This window comes from Aquabacter spiritensis (assembly GCF_004346185.1).
GTDB classification, from domain to species: domain Bacteria; phylum Pseudomonadota; class Alphaproteobacteria; order Rhizobiales; family Xanthobacteraceae; genus Aquabacter; species Aquabacter spiritensis.
Window position 1 is genome coordinate 1 of record NZ_SMAI01000012.1, and the last position, 16,949, is coordinate 16,949.

Below are 16,949 nucleotides of genomic sequence, written 5' to 3' on the forward strand. Positions count from 1 at the left end.
CCCCCAAAATCGACCGACGCCATAGCCAAAAACCGACCGGCCCCAACCCAAACAAAAACCCCGCCGAAAAATCGACGGGGTTTGTCAGCGGTCTGGAGCGCCGTCCGGGGACGGCGCTCTTTCGAAGGCGGTGGACGCTGCCATCCCGGCTGACGCCGGGGGCGGCTCACTCCTTGAAGGCCTCCTCGCGCGTCTTGCTCACCGAGGGCAGCAGGACAATGACGAGGGCGATGACGGCGACCGCCAGCAGACCGGCAGAAATCGGACGGGTGACGAACACCGTCGGATCGCCGCGCGAGATCAGCATGGCGCGTCGCAAATATTCCTCGAGCATCGGTCCAATGACGAAGCCGAGAAGCAGCGGTGCCGGCTCGCAGTCCAGCTTCACCAGGATGTAGCCGAACAGCCCGAACATCGCCATCGTATAGACGTCGAACGTGTTGTTGTTCACGCTGTACACGCCGATGCAGCAGAACGCCATGATCGCCGGGAACAGGATGTGGTACGGCACGGTCAGCAGGCGCACCCAGATGCCGATCAGCGGCAGATTGAGCAGGACCAGCATCAGATTGCCGATCCACATCGAGGCGATGATGCCCCAGAACAGGTCCGGCTTTTCGGTGACGACGTTCGGCCCCGGCGTGATCCCCTGGATGATCAGCGCGCCGATCATGAGCGCCATCACCGGGTTGGACGGAATTCCGAGGGTGAGCATCGGGATGAAGGAAGTCTGCGCGCCGGCATTGTTGGCGCTTTCCGGCCCCGCGACGCCCTGGATCGCCCCCTTGCCGAACCGGCTGGGATCCTTCGAGATCTTCTTCTCGATCGAGTAGGAGGCAAAGGAGGAGAGCATCGCGCCGCCACCCGGAAGGATGCCGAGGAAGGAGCCCATCACCGTCCCGCGCAGAACCGGCCCGATGATTTTCTTGAACTCGTCCATGGTCAGCATCAGGCTCGACACTTTGGCCGCGACCAGAGAGCGCTGCTTCTCGTCCTCGAGATTGCGGATGATTTCGCCGATGCCGAACACGCCCATGGCCAGCGCGACGAAGTCGAACCCGTCGGCCAGTTCCTGGACGTCGAAGGTGAATCGCGGCGTACCGGTATAGATGTCCTGTCCGGACAGGCCGAGCAGGAGACCCAGGACGATCATCGCAAGCGCCTTGATGACGGAGCCCGAAGCCAGCGTCACGGAGGCGACGAGACCGAGAACCATCAGCGCGAAATATTCCGGCGGGCCGAACTGAAGCGCCAATTCCGCGAGCGGCGGGGCGAACAGCGCCAAAAGGAAAGTCGCCACCGTGCCGGCGAAGAAGGAGCCGAGCGCGGCGGTCGCGAGCGCCGCACCGGCCCGTCCCTGTTTCGCCATCTGATGGCCGTCGATCGCGGTGACCACAGAGGAGGATTCGCCCGGCAGATTGATCAGGATCGCGGTCGTCGAACCGCCATATTGCGCGCCGTAATAAATGCCGGCGAGCATGATCAGGGCCGAAACGGGCGGGAGGCCGAAGGTGATCGGCAGCAGCATCGCGATCGTCGCCACCGGTCCGAGACCCGGGAGAACGCCGATCAGCGTGCCGAGGACGCAGCCGACGAAGCAGTAGAGAAGGTTCTGGGCCGTGAAAGCGACCGAGAAGCCGAGCGCCAGATTGTCAAAAAGTTCCATGACGCCCTCCTCAATAGCCGCCGAGCCAAGGGCCGACGAGCTGCAAAGGCAGGCCGAGTCCCACAATAAACACCGCCCAGGCGAAGACCACCATGACGGCGACGCTGATGAGCGCGGTCATGAGGCGGAACTTCGAACTCGCGAGCGTGCACAGAAACACCGTCACGCCCAACGTCGGCAGGAAGCCGAGGGGACGCATGAAGAAGCCGAAGAAGCAGGTGGCGAGGGTCAGCATGATGACGCCGCGCCATGCGATCGCGGAAGTCCGGTCGCCGTCGAATCGCAGGCCATTGATCAGGACGATCAAGCCGAACAGCGCCATGATGCCGGAGAGGACCATCGGGAAGTAACCGGGGCCCATGCGCACCGACGATCCCATCGGCAGATCGCTGGCCTGCCACGCGAACAGCGCCGCCAACGCCAGGAACAGAAGACCGGACAGGACGTCCTTAGGACTGCGGATAAAACTCATATCCCCCCCTCCCCCGAAAAAATTTTGCTTTTGCCTTTGGCGAGCCGGGGCATCCCGCCTTCAGCAGGGCCTCGCGCCCGGCCGCAGAACATACTGACTATGCTGCGAAAGTCGAACAAAAAGTCCATCTCTCTATCAGTAAAGGCATGCCGCTGCGGCACTTTCTACCACTCACGCCGATCAATAACCCAGTCGCACCGACATGAAAATGGCGGGCGGATGTGGAGACATCCGCCCGCCCAAGCCATTCAAGGCAAGCCCGAAATTGCTAGGCTTCGCGCACTGCGATCAATCGGCGTAAACACCCGCCGCCTGGATGATCGGCTTCCATTTCGCAACCTCGTCGGCGAGGAATTGCTTGTGGAACGCTTGGCTGCGCCGGTCCTTCGTCTCCGGCTCGGTCCCGAGGTCGGCAAAACGCGCGATCACCTTCGGATCTTCCAGCGCGGTGTTGAGCGCCGCGTTCAGCTTGTCCATGATGTCTTTCGGCGTTCCCTTCGGCGCGTACATGCCGTGCCAGATGGTCACTTCGAAATCCTTCATGCCGCTCTCCTGGAGCGTCGGCAGATCGCCCAGCGACTTCACCCGGCCCGATGTGGTGACCGCATAGGCCTTCACCTTGCCGCCCTTGATCTGGCCGGTCGTGTTGGTGGTCTGGTCGCACATCAGGTCGATCTGGCCGCCGATCAGATCGTTCATGGCCGGCGCCGTGCCCTGATAGGGAACGGTGGTCATCTGGGCGCCCACCTTGGACATGAACAGCATGCCGCACAGATGCGAGGCGGAGCCCACGCCGGCATTGCCGTAGGTGACCTTTTCCTTGTTCGCCTTGATGTAGGTGATCAGGTCGCCGACGGTCTTGGGCTCGAGATTGGATTTGCCGATGATGGTCATCGGAACCGGCGTGATCAGGCCGGCGGTCTCGAAATCGGTCAGCACGTTGTAGGGCAGCTTGCGATAGAGGGTCGCCGCGGTCGCCTGGCCGATATGGTGGATCAGCAGGGTGTATCCGTCGGGGGCGGCCTTCGCCACCTGCCCGGCGCCGCGGGTGCCGCCCGCGCCGCCGACATTTTCGACCAGGACTTGCTGGCCCAGCGTCTTGCTCATGGATTCGGCGATCAGCCGGGCGACCGTGTCGGTGGGGCCGCCCGCCGCGAACGGGACGACGACGGTGATCGGACGTGTGGGATAAGCGGTCTGTGCCTCGGCGCCGGTGGCGGCCAATCCGAGGAACGCGGCGAGCGCCACGACCGCATGCTTGAATTTCATGGGATAACCTCCTGGAGCCCTCAGGCGGGTCTTTTCAATTTTCGAGCGAATGCCCGCCTTTGTTGAAGGCCGGCTTTTGCCCCTCCGTCAAGGGCCGCCACTGGTTTGGCCGCATAACTTTAGCATGAGAGCCATGTTGCATCGCAGCAAAGCCGGCGAAATCAGCCATCGGATCCGGGCGGTTCGACAGGCGGGTCCGCCGCTGGATTGGCGTTCGTCTTTTCTCTTCTTCGGATTTCGTTACGGAACCCACGGAGTGGACCGCCGCGAACCGCTTGGAGCCGCGGGCCGCGGAGCCGCCTGATCGCAAGCCTTTGCCGGTCCCGAGGCGAAGAAAAGGCGCGGCCACCCGCCGGCGGCCGCGCCGCGAACGCCTCTGATCGTGGCTTCAGCCCGCGGCGGCCTGGGGGTTCACGCTCTGGCGCTTGCGCATCAGTTTGTTGAGGGCGGTGATATAGGCCTGCGCGGAGGCGACCAGCGTGTCGGGATCGGCGGCGCGCGCGGTCACGGCCTTGCCGTCCTCCTCCAGGCGCACCGACACTTCGGCCTGGGCGTCCGTGCCCTCGGTGACGGCGTGCACCTGATAGAGGTCGAGCTTGGCCGCGTGGGGCACCAGCGCCTTGATGCAGTTGAAGGTCGCATCGACCGGGCCATTGCCCTCGGCCTCTTCGGTCACCGGGCGGCCGTCGACTTCGAGCCGCATCGTCGCGCGCTGCGGGCCGCGCGTGCCGGCGATCACCGAGAGGGAGAGCAGGCGGATGCGGTCGTGGGCGGCGGCAATCCCCTGATCGACCAGCGCCTCGATGTCCTCGTCATAGACCACCTTCTTGCGGTCGGCGAGGTCCTTGAATCGCGTGAAGGCATCGTTGAGCGCGTTCTCGCCCAGCTCGTAGCCCATCGCCTTCAGCTTGTCGCGGAAGGCGGCGCGGCCGGAATGCTTGCCCATGACCAGCGAGGTCTTGGACACGCCGACGCTCTCAGGGGTCATGATCTCGTAGGTCTGATTGTGCTTCAGCATGCCGTCCTGGTGGATGCCGCTCTCATGGGCGAACGCATTCCGTCCGACGATCGCCTTGTTGTACTGGACCGGGAAGGAGGTGACGGCCGAAACCAGACGCGAGGCGCGGGTCAGCATGCGCGCGTCGATCCCGGTGCTGTAGGGCAGAACGTCCCGCCGCACCGACAGGGCCATGACGACCTCTTCCAGCGCGGCATTTCCGGCCCGCTCGCCGATGCCGTTGATCGTGCACTCGATCTGCCGCGCGCCGCCTTCCAGGCCGGCGAGCGAATTCGCCACGGCGAGGCCCAGATCATTGTGGCAGTGCACGGAGAAGATCGCCTTGTCGGCATTCGGCACCGTCTCGCGCATGGTGCGGAACATGGCGCGATATTCGTCCGGCGTGGCGTATCCCACCGTGTCGGGCAGGTTGATGGTGGTGGCCCCGGCCTTGATCGCCACCTCGATGCATCGCGCGAGATAGTCGAGCGGCGTGCGGGTGGCGTCCATCGCCGACCATTCCACGTCCTCGACCAAATTGCGCGCCTGGGTGACGGTGGCGGCGATGATCTCCAGCACCTCCGCCTGCGTCTTGCGCATCTGGTGCTCGAGATGGATCGGCGAGGTCGAAACGAAGGTGTGGATCCGCCCGCGGCGGGCGTGGCGCACCGCTTCGCCGGCGCGGGCGATGTCGCCCGGAATCGCCCGGGCGAGGCCCGCAATGACCGCCCGCTTGGTGCGCCGCGCGATCTCGGCGACGGATTCGAAATCGCCGACCGAGGCGATGGGGAAACCGGCTTCGATGATGTCGACGCCCATCGTGTCGAGCAGTTCGGCGACTTCGAGCTTTTCCTCGAACGTCATCGACGCGCCGGGGCATTGCTCGCCGTCGCGCAGGGTGGTGTCGAAAATGACCACGCGGTCCTTGTCGGAGCCGGCGGCGGAATCCTGCTGCGCATTCATGTGTCGCGTCCTTGTCGGTCTCGGCGGTCGCGCCCTGGGACCTGCCGGATGGCGCTTCGTGGCTGTCTTGGTCGGCGGCTCGCATCCCCTGAGTGCCCAGGCGCACGCGCCCGGCCGGCCCTCAGGGGCGGCTAAGGAGAAGCAGCGCGCGCGAAATGAGAGCGTCGCCCGTCACCCGAGGGGTGCGGGAGGCGGTACCGGCACAGATCGTCGAACGGGACGACACGGCTTCAGGCTCGCTCTCAACAGCTCTAGATCTCGGCTGATAGCGGAAAACCGCTGGCGAGACAAGGCGGGTTGCGGCGGCGGGGGATTGGCTTCAGGCTTGGCTCGGGCCACATCGCGACAGGAGCGCCCGATGCGCCGCGCCGTCCTTCTCCCCGTTCTTCTTCTCCTCGCCGGCTGCACCACCGGCCCATCGCCCACGCCCACGATTGTCGCAACGGCGCCGGCGGGTGCCGCGGACGCCACCGGCGGGGCGGGAGGCTGCGCGGCGGCGCTCGTAAATTTCCAGCGCGTGATCGACGCGGACAAGGCGACGGGCCACCTCAACGCCGCGGTCCATGCCCGCATGACCGGTGATCTCGGCGCGGTCCGGACCGCGTGCCAGGCGGGACACGACGCCCAGGCCCGCGCTGAGCTCGCCACGATCCGTGCGCGCTACGGTTACCCCTGACCCGTCCAGCGCCAGCGGACATAGTCCGCCGCGAACGGGACGACGGCGGCATCGAGATCGGCCGCCGCGGCGATCACGCGGACATCCTTCAGCTCCGGCCGCGTTTCGGCGGACAGGAACCGCCGGATCCGCGCCGCGAGCGCGGCACCGGTCTCGGCGAAGACGAACCGGCGCATGAGGCAGACATAGATCCCGTCCTCGACGACGTCCCAGACCCAACGCTCACCGCAACTCTCCGCGCAAGTCTCCGCATCGGCCTCCGCTGGGCGCAGGCCGACCTCCTCCGCCATTTCCCGCACCACCGACATCGCCAGATCGAGCCGGCCGTCCGCCACATCGGTGGGGTCGGGCGTGCCGCCGGGGAAATAGACCTGCCGCGGGCTCGCCGTATGATCGCCCATCACCCCCATCACGAAGGCGCCGTCGGCGCCTTCGAGCGCGGCGAGCGAAAACACGTTGACGACGCCGAGATCGGCCTTGCCGCGCGCCCGCCACCAGGTGAAGGCGGCAAAGTCGGTCTCGATGCAGCGCCCGATCAGGGCGCCGTCACGGATGGCATGGTCCCGCATCAGGATCACGCGGCCGTTCCACAGATGCGGGTTCGCCGCCGTCCGGCGGGCGAAATCGGCGTCGATTTCGGCGCGGTGGGCCTCCGCTTCCGGCCATCCCCCCGCCTCGACCCGCAAATCGAGGCGGGCGATGCGGGTGATGCGTGCGGGGGTCCGCGTCAATCGACCGGCTCCAGCACCGGATAATCGATATAGCCCTTGGCGCCGCCGCCATAGAGGGTGTCGCGATCGAGGGGGTTGAGGGGCGCGTTCCGGCGCAGGCGTTCGACCAGATCCGGATTCGAGATGAAGGGCCGGCCGAACGCGACGAGGTCCGCCTCTCCGGCGGCGAGCACGCGCTCGGCCAAAGCGAGATCGTAGCCGTTATTGACCATCCAGGCCCCGGAATAGCGGCGCCGCAGCGCGGCGAACGAGAAATCCGGCGCGATGTCGCGGGCGCCCTGGGTCGCGCCCTCGACGACATGGACATAGAGCGGATGGAGCCTCTCCAACTCGTCCATCACATGATCGAACAGCGGCTGCGGCGCGCTGTCGGACAGGCCGTTGGCGGGCGCCACCGGGGAGAGGCGCAGACCGGTGCGCGCGGCCCCAATCTCGCCGATCACCGCCGCCATCACCTCGAGCAGGAAGCGGGCGCGGTTTTCGATCGATCCGCCATACCGGTCGGTGCGCTGGTTCGCCCCGTCGCGCAGGAATTGGTCGATCAGATAGCCGTTGGCGCCATGCACCTCCACGCCGTCGAACCCCGCCTTCAGGGCATTGGCGGCCGCGCGGCGATAATCCTCGACGATGCCGCGAATTTCCGACGCATCGAGCGCGCGCGGCGGCGACGTCTCGGCGAAGCCGTTGTTGACGAACGTCTTGGTGTTGGCGGGGATCGCGGACGGCGCGACCGGCGCGCCGCCGTTCGGCTGAAGCGAGCTGTGCGAGACGCGGCCGACATGCCAGAGCTGGACGACGATGTGGCCGCCTTTGGCATGAACAGCATCGGTGATCTTGCGCCAGCCCGCGACCTGGGCGTCGCTATAGATCCCGGGCGTGTCCTGGTAACCCTGCCCCTGCTGGGAGATCTGGGTCGCCTCGGTGACGATGAGGCCGGCGGAAGCACGCTGCGCATAATAGTCCGCGGCGAGGTCGGACGGGACGAAGCCGGCCCCGGCCCGGTTGCGGGTCAAGGGCGCCATCACGATGCGGTTGGGAAGGGACATGTCCCCGAGGCGGTAGCCTTGGAAGAGCGGAGAGGTCGCGGAAGTCATGGGGCGCCTTTCATCGAGCGTCGAACCGGCCGTTGTGCGGCGCGGTAGACATAGCGACGATCGCGCCTGCGCCAAGGGGCGTCGGACCCACGCTCCGGCAAAGCCGGCCGTCGCATCGCTTTGCCCGTCCCCGAGGCGCACTCGTCCCGCACGGGGCGGTGATGTCACAAATGCAGAATGCCCTCGGCGATCACCACGGCCGCGCCGCCGATCGTCGCCTCCCCGGCCCGGCCGCCGGTGACCTGGAAGCCGAGATTGATGCGGCTCGGCCGCCCCATTTCGAAACCCTGGTCGATCCGCACCTTATGGTGCCCGTCGACGCGCGGCTCCGCATCCATCAGCACCGCCGGGAAGGCGGCGGCGGCGGCCCCGGTCGCGGGATCCTCCTCGGTGCCGAGGCCGGGCGAGAACATACGGGCGCGATAGTCCGCATCCCCCTCCTCGTCCGGCGTATAGAGGAAGAGGGCTTCGCCGTAGGATCCGAGCGAGCGGATGAAGGCGGATTCATCCGGCCGGGCGCGGGCGAGCGCGGTCAAATTGGCCACCGGGACGAACAGGAACGGCACGCCCGCGGACGCGACCAGCGGCCGGTGGGCATCGAAGCCGACATCGTCGCGGGACAGATTGAGCGCGTTCGCGCAGTCGCCGCGCGACATTTCCACGTCTTCCAGCTCGGCGCGGCGCGGCACGATGAAGGTCGCGCTCCCCTTGCGCGGCCCCTCGGTCGCGACCTCGCACCGCACCGTGCCGATCTGCTCTTCGAGGAGGAATGAGCCCTTGGTCCTCTTGTCTTCGAGCGCCAGCAGCACCGCCGCGCCGACCGTGGGATGGCCGGCGAACGGCATTTCGTGGGCGGTGGTGAAGATGCGGATGCGCGCGCGGTGCGCCGGATCGCGCGGCGGCAGCACGAAGACCGTCTCGGAGACGTTGAACTCGCGGGTGATCTGCTGCATCGCCGCATCGTCGAGGCCGACGGCATCGAGCACGACCGCCAGGGGATTGCCGCCGAACGGCCGTGAGGTGAAGACGTCGAGCGTCACGTAACGGCGGGGCATCGGGGCTCCGGGCTTCCGAGGATTTCAGGCGCGCCCGATTGTGTCGGACGCAAGGTGACATACTGGCGTCAGATCGCCTGCGGCGTGAAGACGTGGGAGGGCCGGACGAATTCCTCTTGCGCCGCCACCAACAACAATTCGCGCGAACCGGCGTCGTGCGTGCGCTTCAGAAGGCCGAAAATCGCGGATCCGGCCGCGCTCAGGGCTGCCGCCGTGCTGCCGGAGCGCTTCAGGTGCAGGAAGAACAGCGCGGCGATCGCATCGCCGGCGCCGTTCAGCGAGATGTCGAGACGCGGCGTGCGCAGGAGAAAGCGCCCGTCCGGGCCGGAGGCGAGGAGATCGAGCGAATCGGCCGGCGTCTCGGCGCCGTGCAGCGAGGTGACGAGAACCACTTTCGGACCGCGCGCATGCAGCAGGTCGCAAGCTCGCCCCGCATCCGCATGGGTGGCGACGGCGATGCCGGAGAGCAGTTCCAGCTCGAACTGGTTCGGCGTGAGGACGTCCGCCGCGGGGACGGCGGCGTCGCGCATGAATTCGGGAATTCCCGGCCGCACGAACACGCCGCGCCCGACATCGCCGATGACCGGATCGCAGCAATAATCGGCGGCCGGATTGGCGGCGCGCACGCGCGCCACGGCATCGAGGATCGCCGCGCCGATCTCTGCCGATCCCATATAGCCGGAAAGCACCCCGTCGCAGGCGCCGAGCCACCCGCCGTCGGAAATGCCTTCTATGATCTGTCCGATGCCGCCGGCATCGAACACCTGCCCGCGCCAGGCACCATAGCCAGTATGGTTCGAGAACTGGACGGTGTGGATCGGCCACACCTCGACCCCGAGGCGCTGAAGCGGAAACACGGCCGAGGAATTCCCGACATGCCCATAGGCCACATGGGACTGGATCGACATCAGATTCATGGGGGCACGCCGCACTGGGGAAGTCACCGCCAGCTACCGCGCATTTCGCGGCGACACAAAGAGAATCTGCGGTCCCTTCCAGCCCCGGCGGGACCCGGCCTTGCGCGCTGCGCAGCCGCGTGCAAAGGCGGCACAGCTCCTCTTGATACGGCGCCCCGTCCATGCTGCTCGCCCGCGATCTCGCCCTCGAACTCTTGTCCGGCCGGCTCTCGCCGATCGACCTCGTCGCACGGTGCGCCGAGACGATCGCCGCGCGCGATCCCGAAATCGGCGCCTTCGCGGCCCTCGACATCGCGGGGGCCGAAGCCGCCGCCGCCGTTCCGGGCCTCGCCGCCGCCCCGCTCGCGGGCCTCCCCCTCGCGATCAAGGACGTGATCGACACGCGCGATCTGCCCACGCAGTACGGATCCGACCTCTATGCCGGCCATCGGCCGGCCGCCGACGCGGCAGTCGTGCGCCAGGTGAAGCGGGCGGGCGGCCTCGTCATCGGCAAGAGCGTGACGACCGAATTCGCCTTCATGCAACCCGCCGGCACGCGCAATCCGCGGCGCCTCACCCACACGCCGGGCGGATCCTCGTCGGGCTCGGCGGCGGCCGTCGCCGCCGGCATGGTGCCGCTGGCGCTCGGCACGCAGACGGGTGGATCCGTGATCCGGCCCGCGGCGTTCTGCGGCGTCACGGGCTACAAGCCGACTTTTCGCACGCTGCCCACTGTCGGAATGAAGACCTTTTCCTGGCATCTCGACACGCTCGGCCTGTTCGGCGCGCGGGTGTGCGACGTCGGCTTCGCCGCGGCCGCCTTGACCGGGCGCGATCTCGATATCGGCGATGCGGTGGCGCAGGCGCCGCGGATCGCGGTCGTCCGCACCGCCCGCGCCCATCTCGCCGAACCTGCGAGCCATGCCGCGCTCGATGCCGCCATCGCGGCCGCCACGCGGGCCGGGGCCGTCGTGCGGGAGATCGCACTGCCCGACGAAATCGAGGCGGCCGACGCCGCGCACCCCGTTATCCAGGACTTCGAGGGCAATCTCGCCCTCGCCGACGAGTTCGACCTTCACCGCGACCGGCTCTCGGCCGTGCTCGCGGCCTATCTGACGCGGGCTGCGGCGGTAACCCCGGACGCCTATGACGAGGCCCGCCGCACCGCCAAGCGCGCACGCCAGCGCCTCGGCGACCTGTTCGCGGATTACGACATGCTGCTGACCTTCTCGGCCCCCGGCGCGGCACCGGCCGGCTTCGAGACCACAGGCTCGCCCGCTTTCAACCGCCTCTGGACCCTGATGGGCACGCCGTGCCTCAACGTGACGGGCTGCGCGGACGCGCAGGGCCTGCCCGTCGGCGTTCAAATCGTGGGCCGGTTCGGCAGGGATCGGGCCGCCCTGCTGTCCGCAGCCTTTCTGGAGCGGGCCCTGGCGAATTGAATATTGTATATTTTTTCCTCATGTCGTGCACCGCGATACGGCTTAGGCTCTGACATCAAAGCCGTTTCACAACAGCCGTGGTGCAATGCATGGCATTTGCGTGCAGCGCGGCAGATTTATTTGCTTTTCTACGCCGTCGTCTTTGCTAAGCTTGCTTAGACGATCGGCCTGGAAAGGTCCTGGAACGTGCCAAGCGACTCGACGCTCGATCTACTCAAACTGGGTGCCGCCCTCGCCTTTATCGGCGCGGTGGTCGCCGGAGTGATCTGAGAGCGGTCTCCCCGTCCAGGAAACCTTCGCCATAACGATAAGAACAAGGATCGGCCGATCGGACGGCGCTGGAGAGACACCTCTCCGGCGCCGTCGTCGTTTGTGCGGTCATCGTTCGCACCGTCTTGATACGGGGCTCGTCCGGACGGGCCTCGTCCGGACCGACTGAGCTTTCCCCGCGCCGCCATGCCCCGATCGCGCGGCGCCGCCCACCCAGACCGTGGCGGCGGCGGAGACATCAAGGTGGGGCTTTCGGGAATGCTGCCCGCAGTGGGTCTCCTTCCGCACTGTGACACTTCCACGACGCCTGCCCACAAAAGCAGCGGCCGTTTCATCCCGTCGTCACATGCCTGTTGCGCTCCCGAATTATCCCCTTCGCACGTGCAGCGGAGCGCGACATGCTGGTGATCGAAGGACTGACCTGCAAGTTCGGCGACAAGCTTGCGGTCTGCGATGTCAATCTGGATGTCGGCCAGGGATCGTTCGTCGGCGTCATCGGGCGGTCCGGCGCGGGCAAGTCGACCCTTCTGCGCATGGTCAACCGCCTCCAGGAACCGACCGCGGGCCGGATCGTGTTCGACGGCCGCGACGTGACCGCGCTCCAAGGGCGCGCTTTGCGGCTCTGGCGCGCCCAGGCGGCGATGATTTTCCAACAATTCAATCTGGTCGGCCGCCTCGACGTTCTCACCAACGTCCTGATGGGCCGCCTGTCGACCATGCCCTCCTGGCGCGCCATGACCAAAGCCTGGAGCGCGGAGGACAAGGCGCTCGCCCTGTCCGCGCTCGACCAGTTCGATATGGCGCAACTGGCGCCGCAGCGGGCGGACAGTCTTTCGGGCGGGCAGCAGCAGCGGGTCGCCATCGCGCGTGCTCTGGTCCAGGAGCCCGGCCTGATCCTGGCGGACGAGCCGATCGCCTCGCTGGACCCGCGCAACACCAAGGTGGTGATGGACGCGCTGCTGCGGATCAACAAGCATTTCGGCATCACCGTTCTCGTCAACCTCCATTCCCTCGATCTCGCCCGGTCCTATTGCGACCGGCTGGTCGGGATGGCTTCGGGACGCGTGGTGTTCGACGGCGCCCCCGAGGCGCTGACCGACGCGGTGGCCCACGACCTCTATGGCCTCGAGGCCGGCGAGGTGATGGATGTCGGCCAATCCGCACCCGACCGCACGAGCGAGGCCCTGGCCGGCGCCGCCGTCGCGATGTGACCGACGCTTTTCCCGCGTATCCATTCCCCGCGTCCTCGAGGAGCGAGACATGCTGACCCGCCGTACCCTGATCGCCGCCGCCGCGGCGTTCACGCTTTCCGCCGGCGCCGCAAGCGCGCAGGATTGGAAGGCCCAATATCCCGAGCTGGTGTTCGCCGTGATCCCGGCGGAAAATGCCTCGGGCGTGACCGAGCGCTACACCCCCCTCATCACCTATCTGACCAAGCAGCTCGGCACCAAGGTGACGCTGCGCATCGCCAACGATTATGCGGCGGTGATCGAAGGCCAGCGGGCGGGCAACATCCAGATCGCCTCCTACGGCCCCTCCTCTTTCGCCCGGGCCCTGATGACCGGTGCGAAGATCGAGGCGTTCGCCATCGAGGTGAACCAAGACGGCACCAAGGGCTATCATTCGGTGCTCTATGTGAAGGCCGACAGCCCCTACAAGTCGATCGACGATCTCAAGGGCAAGAATCTCTGCCTCGTCGATCCCAATTCCACCTCGGGCAACAATGTCCCGCGCTTCGCGATGAACAAGATGGGCATCACGCCCGACCAGTTCTTCGGCAAGGTGGTCTATGCCGGCTCGCACGAAAACGCGGTGATCGGCGTGATGCAGGGCACCTGCGACGCGGCGTTCAACTGGTGGAACGACGAGAAGGAATCCAACCTGATGCGCATGGAGCGCAAGGGCATGGCGAAATATGCGGACTACCGCATCATCTTCACGTCCGACCAGATCGTGAACTCGCCGTTGGCCTATCTCGACAGCCTGCCCGCCGATCTCAAGGCGAAGATCCGCGACGCCTTCTTCAGCATCGAGAAGAACGACAAGGCCGCCTTCGACAAGATCTATGAAGGCAAGCAGCTGGTGTGGCAGCCGGTGGACAATTCGTCCTACCAGGCGATCGTCGACCTCAACAAGTTCGTCGACGACCTGCGCAAGAAGAAGGGCTCCTGAGCCTCTCCGCCGCCCATGCCCGGGTCCGCCCGGGCATGGGCGGCGCCGAAGTCCGCCCTCACCGTCCGCCGCCCGAGGACCGCCGCTCTTGGCCCACGCCGTCATCCAGCTCCCGCCCGACCAGATCGCGCCGCTCGCCCGCCACTATGATGCGGCGCTCGCGGCGCGGCGGCGCCACAGCCTGATCGTCGCGGCGGTGATCCTGGTCTGCATCGCTTTGTCCTGCTGGGCGGGCGAGGTGCGGCCCGGCGTGTTCGCCGCCAATGCCCATCGGCTCGGGCAATATTTCTGGAACATCACCCCGACCCTGCGGTGGGACAGCCTCGGCGCGGATCTCGCCGAATGGTACTGGAACCTCGACGGCTGGCTGAAGCTGCTGTTCGATACCATTCTCATCGCTTATCTCGGCACGCTGATCGGCGGCATCGGCGCCTTCTGCCTGTGCTTCCTCGCCAGCGCCAATCTGGTCCGCTCGCCCTGGATCCGCCTGTCCGTGCGGCGTCTGCTGGAGCTTTTCCGCACCGTCCCCGAAATCGTCTTCGCCCTGCTCTTCGTGGTCGCCTTCGGCCTCGGCGCCATGCCCGGGGTTCTGGCGCTCGCCATCCACACCATGGGCGCGCTCGGCAAATTGTTCGCCGAGGTGGTGGAGAATATCGACATGCGCCCGGTCGAGGGCGCGACCGCCACCGGGGCGAGCTGGACCCAGACGGTGCGGCTCGCCGTGCTGCCGCAGGTCCTGTCCAATTTCACCTCCTACGGCCTGCTGCGCTTCGAGATCAATGTGCGGGAGGCCGCCATCATGGGTTTCGTCGGCGCCGGCGGGATCGGCCAGGATCTGGTCGAGGCGATCCGCAAATTCTATTATTCCGACGTCTCGGCCATCCTGCTGCTGATCATCGCGACCGTCGTGATCATCGACCTCGTCACCGAGCGCATCCGCCACGGTTTGATCGGCATGGAGCAGGGCCGATGATCCGCGCCCGGCTCACGCCCACGGACGCCGAGCGCGCCCGCCTCTTCGCGCTGCACCCACAGCTCGCGAGCAATGTGCACCCGCGCAGCATGTTCACCGTGGCGCTCCTGGCCGCGCTCGCCGCGCTCGCGGTCTATGCGCTCTGGCACCTCAGCTTTTCCATCGGCCGGCTCGGCACCGGGATCGGCCAATTGCTCCATTTCGTCACGCTGATGCTGCCGCCCGACCCTGGCACCCAGCTTCCGCTCTATCTCGACGCGCTCGGCGAGACGCTGGCCATCGCGTTCCTCGGCACCTTCGCCGGCGCGGCGCTGGCTCTGCCCTTCGGCTTCCTCGCCGCGAAGAACGTGATCGCCAATCCGGCCTTTCACGTCGCGGTGCGCCGCGTGCTGGACGTGCTGCGCGGCATCGACAAGCTGATCTGGGCTCTGATCTATGTCACCGTGGTCGGGCTCGGCCCGTTCGCCGGCATCCTCGCCATCGCCACCGCCTCGATTGGCGAACTCGGCAAGCTGTTCTCCGAGGCGGTCGAAGCGTCCGACCGCAAGCCCGTCGAGGGCATCGTCTCGACCGGCGGCTCGAAGCCGCAGGCGGTGCGGTTCGGCATGCTGCCGGAGGTCCTGCCGGTCCTGGCGAGCCAGATGCTCTATTATTTCGAATCCAATGCCCGCCAGTCGACCATCGTCGGCATCGTCGGCGCGGGCGGGCTCGGCCTGCATCTGGCCGAGCAGATCCGCGTGCTGGAATGGCAGAAAGTCAGCTTCCTGATCCTGATGATGCTGATCATGGTGGCGGTGATCGACCTCATCTCCTCGCGCCTGCGCTTCGCCATTATCGGCCGGAAGGCCGTGACGGCCTGACCGCCGGGCTCAATAGAGCACTTCGCGGTAGCGGCGCAGCATCTCCTCCTGGTCCTCCGCCGGCTCCGCGCCGCCGATCTGGTCCTTCAGCATCTGCCCCATGGTCGGCAGCGCGCTGCGCGCAATCCGGGCTTCCGGATCCCACAAACGGGCGCGCATCAGCGCCTTCGCGCAATGGAGATAGGCCTCCTCCACCCGGATCCGCAGCACGCTCGCCGGCGGCTTGCCGGCGACCGCGAATCGCGCGGCGAACGGCCCCCCGGCATGGATTTCCGCTTGCCCGTTCACCCGCAACGTCTCGTCCACGCCGGGGATCAGGAACAGCAGCCCGACATGCGGGTCGTCCAGGATGTTCTCCAGACTGTCCAGCCGGTTGTTCCCCGGACGGTCCGGCAGCAACAGCGTCTGGGCATCCTCGAGCGCGACGAAGCCCGGCCGGTCACCGCGCGGCGACACGTCGAGCCCGCCCCCCGCGCCGCGCGTCGCGAGCAGCACGAACGGGCTGAGGCCGATGAAGCGGGCGCAATGCGGATCGAGCCGGGCGAGCACCTTCTCCACGCTGCGCCCCCGCGCCGCCGGATAGATGGCGCGCAGCGCGTCCCGCGTTTCGATCCGGCTCACGGCTTGATCACCAGCTGGACGCGGTCCGCGACGAAGCTCGAGCGGCCCCATTGCAGCGGCGTGCCGTCGAGTTCCACGTCCACCCGTTCGAGCACCAGGACCGATCGTCCAGGAGTCAATGACAGCACGTCGACCTCGCGTTCGTTGGCCGCCCGGGCGGAAATCCGGGTCTCGCGCCGACGATAATCCTGAATGCCCAGCGTCGCCAATGCACGCGTCAACGAACCGGTCGCGGAATAGACGAGATCGAGATCGCGGCAGCGATCAAGCGGGAAATAGGCGCGCCCGAACGAGATCGGCACGCTGTCGGCTTCGTGCATCGATTCGATGCACAAGACGGACGTTCCTTCCGTCAGGCCGAGTTCGCGCGCCACTTCCGCGTCCGCCGGCTCGACCTGCGAGCCGAGGCAGCGGCCGAACGGCTCGCGCCCGCCGGCCGAGACGATCTCGCTGAAGCGCGTGCGCGGGCCGATAGGATAGCGGATCGGCGGCTCCTTCACGAAGGTGCCGCGCCCGGCTGTCGCCTCGATCAGGCCCTTCTCGGCCAGAACCGCCAGGGCCCGGCGCACCGTGTGCCGGTTCACGCCGAAGCGGAGCGACAATTCGGACTCGACCGGCAGCCGGGCGCCGGCCGGATACTGGCCCGCGGCGATCTGCCATTCCAGGCGCGCAGCGATCTGCTTCCACAGCGAAACGCCGGTGCCCCGCGTCACATCCCCCGCGTCCGGACCCGTCATGGAGACGTGATCGAAACTGTCCATAGTCCGCTGGTCCCACCGAATCCTGCCACCC

The 16,949-nt window shown here is 67.0% G+C and carries 16 protein-coding genes; 6 read left to right on the forward strand and 10 right to left on the reverse strand.

Translation table 11 applies throughout. The features are described 5' to 3' along the window. Positions 1-166: 166 nt before the first annotated feature. The 4 genes from EDC64_RS17100 to EDC64_RS17115 form a co-directional block, all read right to left on the reverse strand. Positions 167-1,666, reverse strand: coding sequence for a tripartite tricarboxylate transporter permease (locus tag EDC64_RS17100; RefSeq protein ID WP_132033611.1), 1,500 nt, complete (start codon positions 1,664-1,666; stop codon positions 167-169). Positions 1,667-1,676: 10 nt separating this feature from the next. Beyond that, entirely contained in the window at positions 1,677-2,138 is a 462-nt protein-coding gene (locus EDC64_RS17105) for a tripartite tricarboxylate transporter TctB family protein (RefSeq protein WP_132033613.1), read from the reverse strand. Positions 2,139-2,426: 288 nt separating this feature from the next. Then, positions 2,427-3,407: a tripartite tricarboxylate transporter substrate-binding protein gene (locus EDC64_RS17110; protein ID WP_132033615.1), complete on the reverse strand. Its 981-nt coding sequence runs from the start codon at positions 3,405-3,407 to the stop codon at positions 2,427-2,429. Between the two features lie 388 nt (positions 3,408-3,795). Next, positions 3,796-5,367: a 2-isopropylmalate synthase gene (locus tag EDC64_RS17115; protein ID WP_132033617.1), complete on the reverse strand. Its 1,572-nt coding sequence runs from the start codon at positions 5,365-5,367 to the stop codon at positions 3,796-3,798. A 358-nt stretch (positions 5,368-5,725) separates the two neighbouring features. Here EDC64_RS17115 and EDC64_RS17120 point away from each other — a divergent pair, with 358 nt between their 5' ends. Next, complete coding sequence (locus EDC64_RS17120) at positions 5,726-6,043, forward strand: hypothetical protein (protein ID WP_132033619.1); 318 nt, start codon at positions 5,726-5,728, stop codon at positions 6,041-6,043. On the opposite strand, the gene EDC64_RS17125 is transcribed toward EDC64_RS17120, so the two are convergent. From EDC64_RS17125 to pdxY, 4 genes are all read right to left on the reverse strand, one after another. Beyond that, the gene (locus EDC64_RS17125; RefSeq protein ID WP_132033621.1) at positions 6,034-6,774 is read right to left on the reverse strand and encodes an NUDIX hydrolase; all 741 of its coding nucleotides are present in this window, start codon (positions 6,772-6,774) and stop codon (positions 6,034-6,036) included. The genes EDC64_RS17120 and EDC64_RS17125 overlap by 10 nt on opposite strands. Then, on the reverse strand, positions 6,771-7,868 hold the full coding sequence (locus EDC64_RS17130) for an alkene reductase (protein WP_132033623.1): 1,098 nt from the start codon (positions 7,866-7,868) through the stop codon (positions 6,771-6,773). The genes EDC64_RS17125 and EDC64_RS17130 overlap by 4 nt, the downstream gene beginning before the upstream one ends. Before the next feature lie 164 nt (positions 7,869-8,032). Continuing rightward, a complete protein-coding gene (locus EDC64_RS17135; RefSeq protein WP_132033625.1) occupies positions 8,033-8,923 on the reverse strand; it encodes a PhzF family phenazine biosynthesis protein in 891 nt (296 codons plus the stop codon). 68 nt (positions 8,924-8,991) lie between these two features. Next, entirely contained in the window at positions 8,992-9,840 is an 849-nt protein-coding gene (gene pdxY / locus EDC64_RS17140; RefSeq protein WP_132033627.1) for a pyridoxal kinase PdxY, read from the reverse strand. Positions 9,841-10,001: 161 nt separating this feature from the next. On the opposite strand from pdxY, the gene EDC64_RS17145 reads away from it, so the two are divergent. The 5 genes from EDC64_RS17145 to phnE (EDC64_RS17165) all read left to right on the forward strand — a co-directional run bounded on the left by EDC64_RS17145 (position 10,002) and on the right by phnE (EDC64_RS17165) (position 15,536). Beyond that, positions 10,002-11,261, forward strand: a complete 1,260-nt coding sequence (locus EDC64_RS17145; RefSeq protein WP_132033629.1) for an amidase — start codon at positions 10,002-10,004, stop codon at positions 11,259-11,261. A gap of 668 nt (positions 11,262-11,929) precedes the next feature. After that, positions 11,930-12,742 (forward strand): phosphonate ABC transporter ATP-binding protein, encoded by an 813-nt coding sequence (gene phnC, locus EDC64_RS17150; RefSeq protein ID WP_132033631.1) that lies wholly within the window; start codon positions 11,930-11,932, stop codon positions 12,740-12,742. 49 nt (positions 12,743-12,791) lie between these two features. After that, positions 12,792-13,703, forward strand: coding sequence for a phosphonate ABC transporter substrate-binding protein (gene phnD, locus EDC64_RS17155; RefSeq protein WP_132033633.1), 912 nt, complete (start codon positions 12,792-12,794; stop codon positions 13,701-13,703). 88 nt (positions 13,704-13,791) lie between these two features. After that, entirely contained in the window at positions 13,792-14,676 is an 885-nt protein-coding gene (gene phnE, locus EDC64_RS17160) for a phosphonate ABC transporter, permease protein PhnE (RefSeq protein WP_207916124.1), read from the forward strand. Further along, positions 14,673-15,536: a phosphonate ABC transporter, permease protein PhnE gene (gene phnE, locus EDC64_RS17165; protein WP_132033637.1), complete on the forward strand. Its 864-nt coding sequence runs from the start codon at positions 14,673-14,675 to the stop codon at positions 15,534-15,536. The genes phnE (EDC64_RS17160) and phnE (EDC64_RS17165) overlap by 4 nt, the downstream gene beginning before the upstream one ends. Before the next feature lie 9 nt (positions 15,537-15,545). Here phnE (EDC64_RS17165) and EDC64_RS17170 read toward each other — a convergent pair whose 3' ends face one another. Further along, positions 15,546-16,157, reverse strand: coding sequence for a pyridoxamine 5'-phosphate oxidase family protein (locus tag EDC64_RS17170; RefSeq protein WP_132033639.1), 612 nt, complete (start codon positions 16,155-16,157; stop codon positions 15,546-15,548). Continuing rightward, positions 16,154-16,918, reverse strand: a complete 765-nt coding sequence (gene phnF / locus EDC64_RS17175) for a phosphonate metabolism transcriptional regulator PhnF (protein ID WP_132033641.1) — start codon at positions 16,916-16,918, stop codon at positions 16,154-16,156. Before phnF ends, EDC64_RS17170 begins: the two co-directional genes overlap by 4 nt. Positions 16,919-16,949: the final 31 nt, after the last annotated feature.

Excerpts from the sequence above, each read along its gene's own strand:
- EDC64_RS17100 (WP_132033611.1), bottom strand. The coding sequence starts at position 1,666 with ATGGAACTTTTTGACAATCTGGCGCTCGGCTTCTCGGTCGCTTTCACG.
- EDC64_RS17105 (WP_132033613.1), bottom strand. The coding sequence starts at position 2,138 with ATGAGTTTTATCCGCAGTCCTAAGGACGTCCTGTCCGGTCTTCTGTTC.
- EDC64_RS17110 (WP_132033615.1), bottom strand. The coding sequence starts at position 3,407 with ATGAAATTCAAGCATGCGGTCGTGGCGCTCGCCGCGTTCCTCGGATTG.
- EDC64_RS17115 (WP_132033617.1), bottom strand. The coding sequence starts at position 5,367 with ATGAATGCGCAGCAGGATTCCGCCGCCGGCTCCGACAAGGACCGCGTG.
- EDC64_RS17120 (WP_132033619.1), top strand. The coding sequence starts at position 5,726 with ATGCGCCGCGCCGTCCTTCTCCCCGTTCTTCTTCTCCTCGCCGGCTGC.
- EDC64_RS17130 (WP_132033623.1), bottom strand. The coding sequence starts at position 7,868 with ATGACTTCCGCGACCTCTCCGCTCTTCCAAGGCTACCGCCTCGGGGAC.
- EDC64_RS17135 (WP_132033625.1), bottom strand. The coding sequence starts at position 8,923 with ATGCCCCGCCGTTACGTGACGCTCGACGTCTTCACCTCACGGCCGTTC.
- pdxY (WP_132033627.1), bottom strand. The coding sequence starts at position 9,840 with ATGAATCTGATGTCGATCCAGTCCCATGTGGCCTATGGGCATGTCGGG.
- EDC64_RS17145 (WP_132033629.1), top strand. The coding sequence starts at position 10,002 with ATGCTGCTCGCCCGCGATCTCGCCCTCGAACTCTTGTCCGGCCGGCTC.
- phnC (WP_132033631.1), top strand. The coding sequence starts at position 11,930 with ATGCTGGTGATCGAAGGACTGACCTGCAAGTTCGGCGACAAGCTTGCG.
- phnD (WP_132033633.1), top strand. The coding sequence starts at position 12,792 with ATGCTGACCCGCCGTACCCTGATCGCCGCCGCCGCGGCGTTCACGCTT.
- phnE (WP_132033637.1), top strand. The coding sequence starts at position 14,673 with ATGATCCGCGCCCGGCTCACGCCCACGGACGCCGAGCGCGCCCGCCTC.
- phnF (WP_132033641.1), bottom strand. The coding sequence starts at position 16,918 with ATGGACAGTTTCGATCACGTCTCCATGACGGGTCCGGACGCGGGGGAT.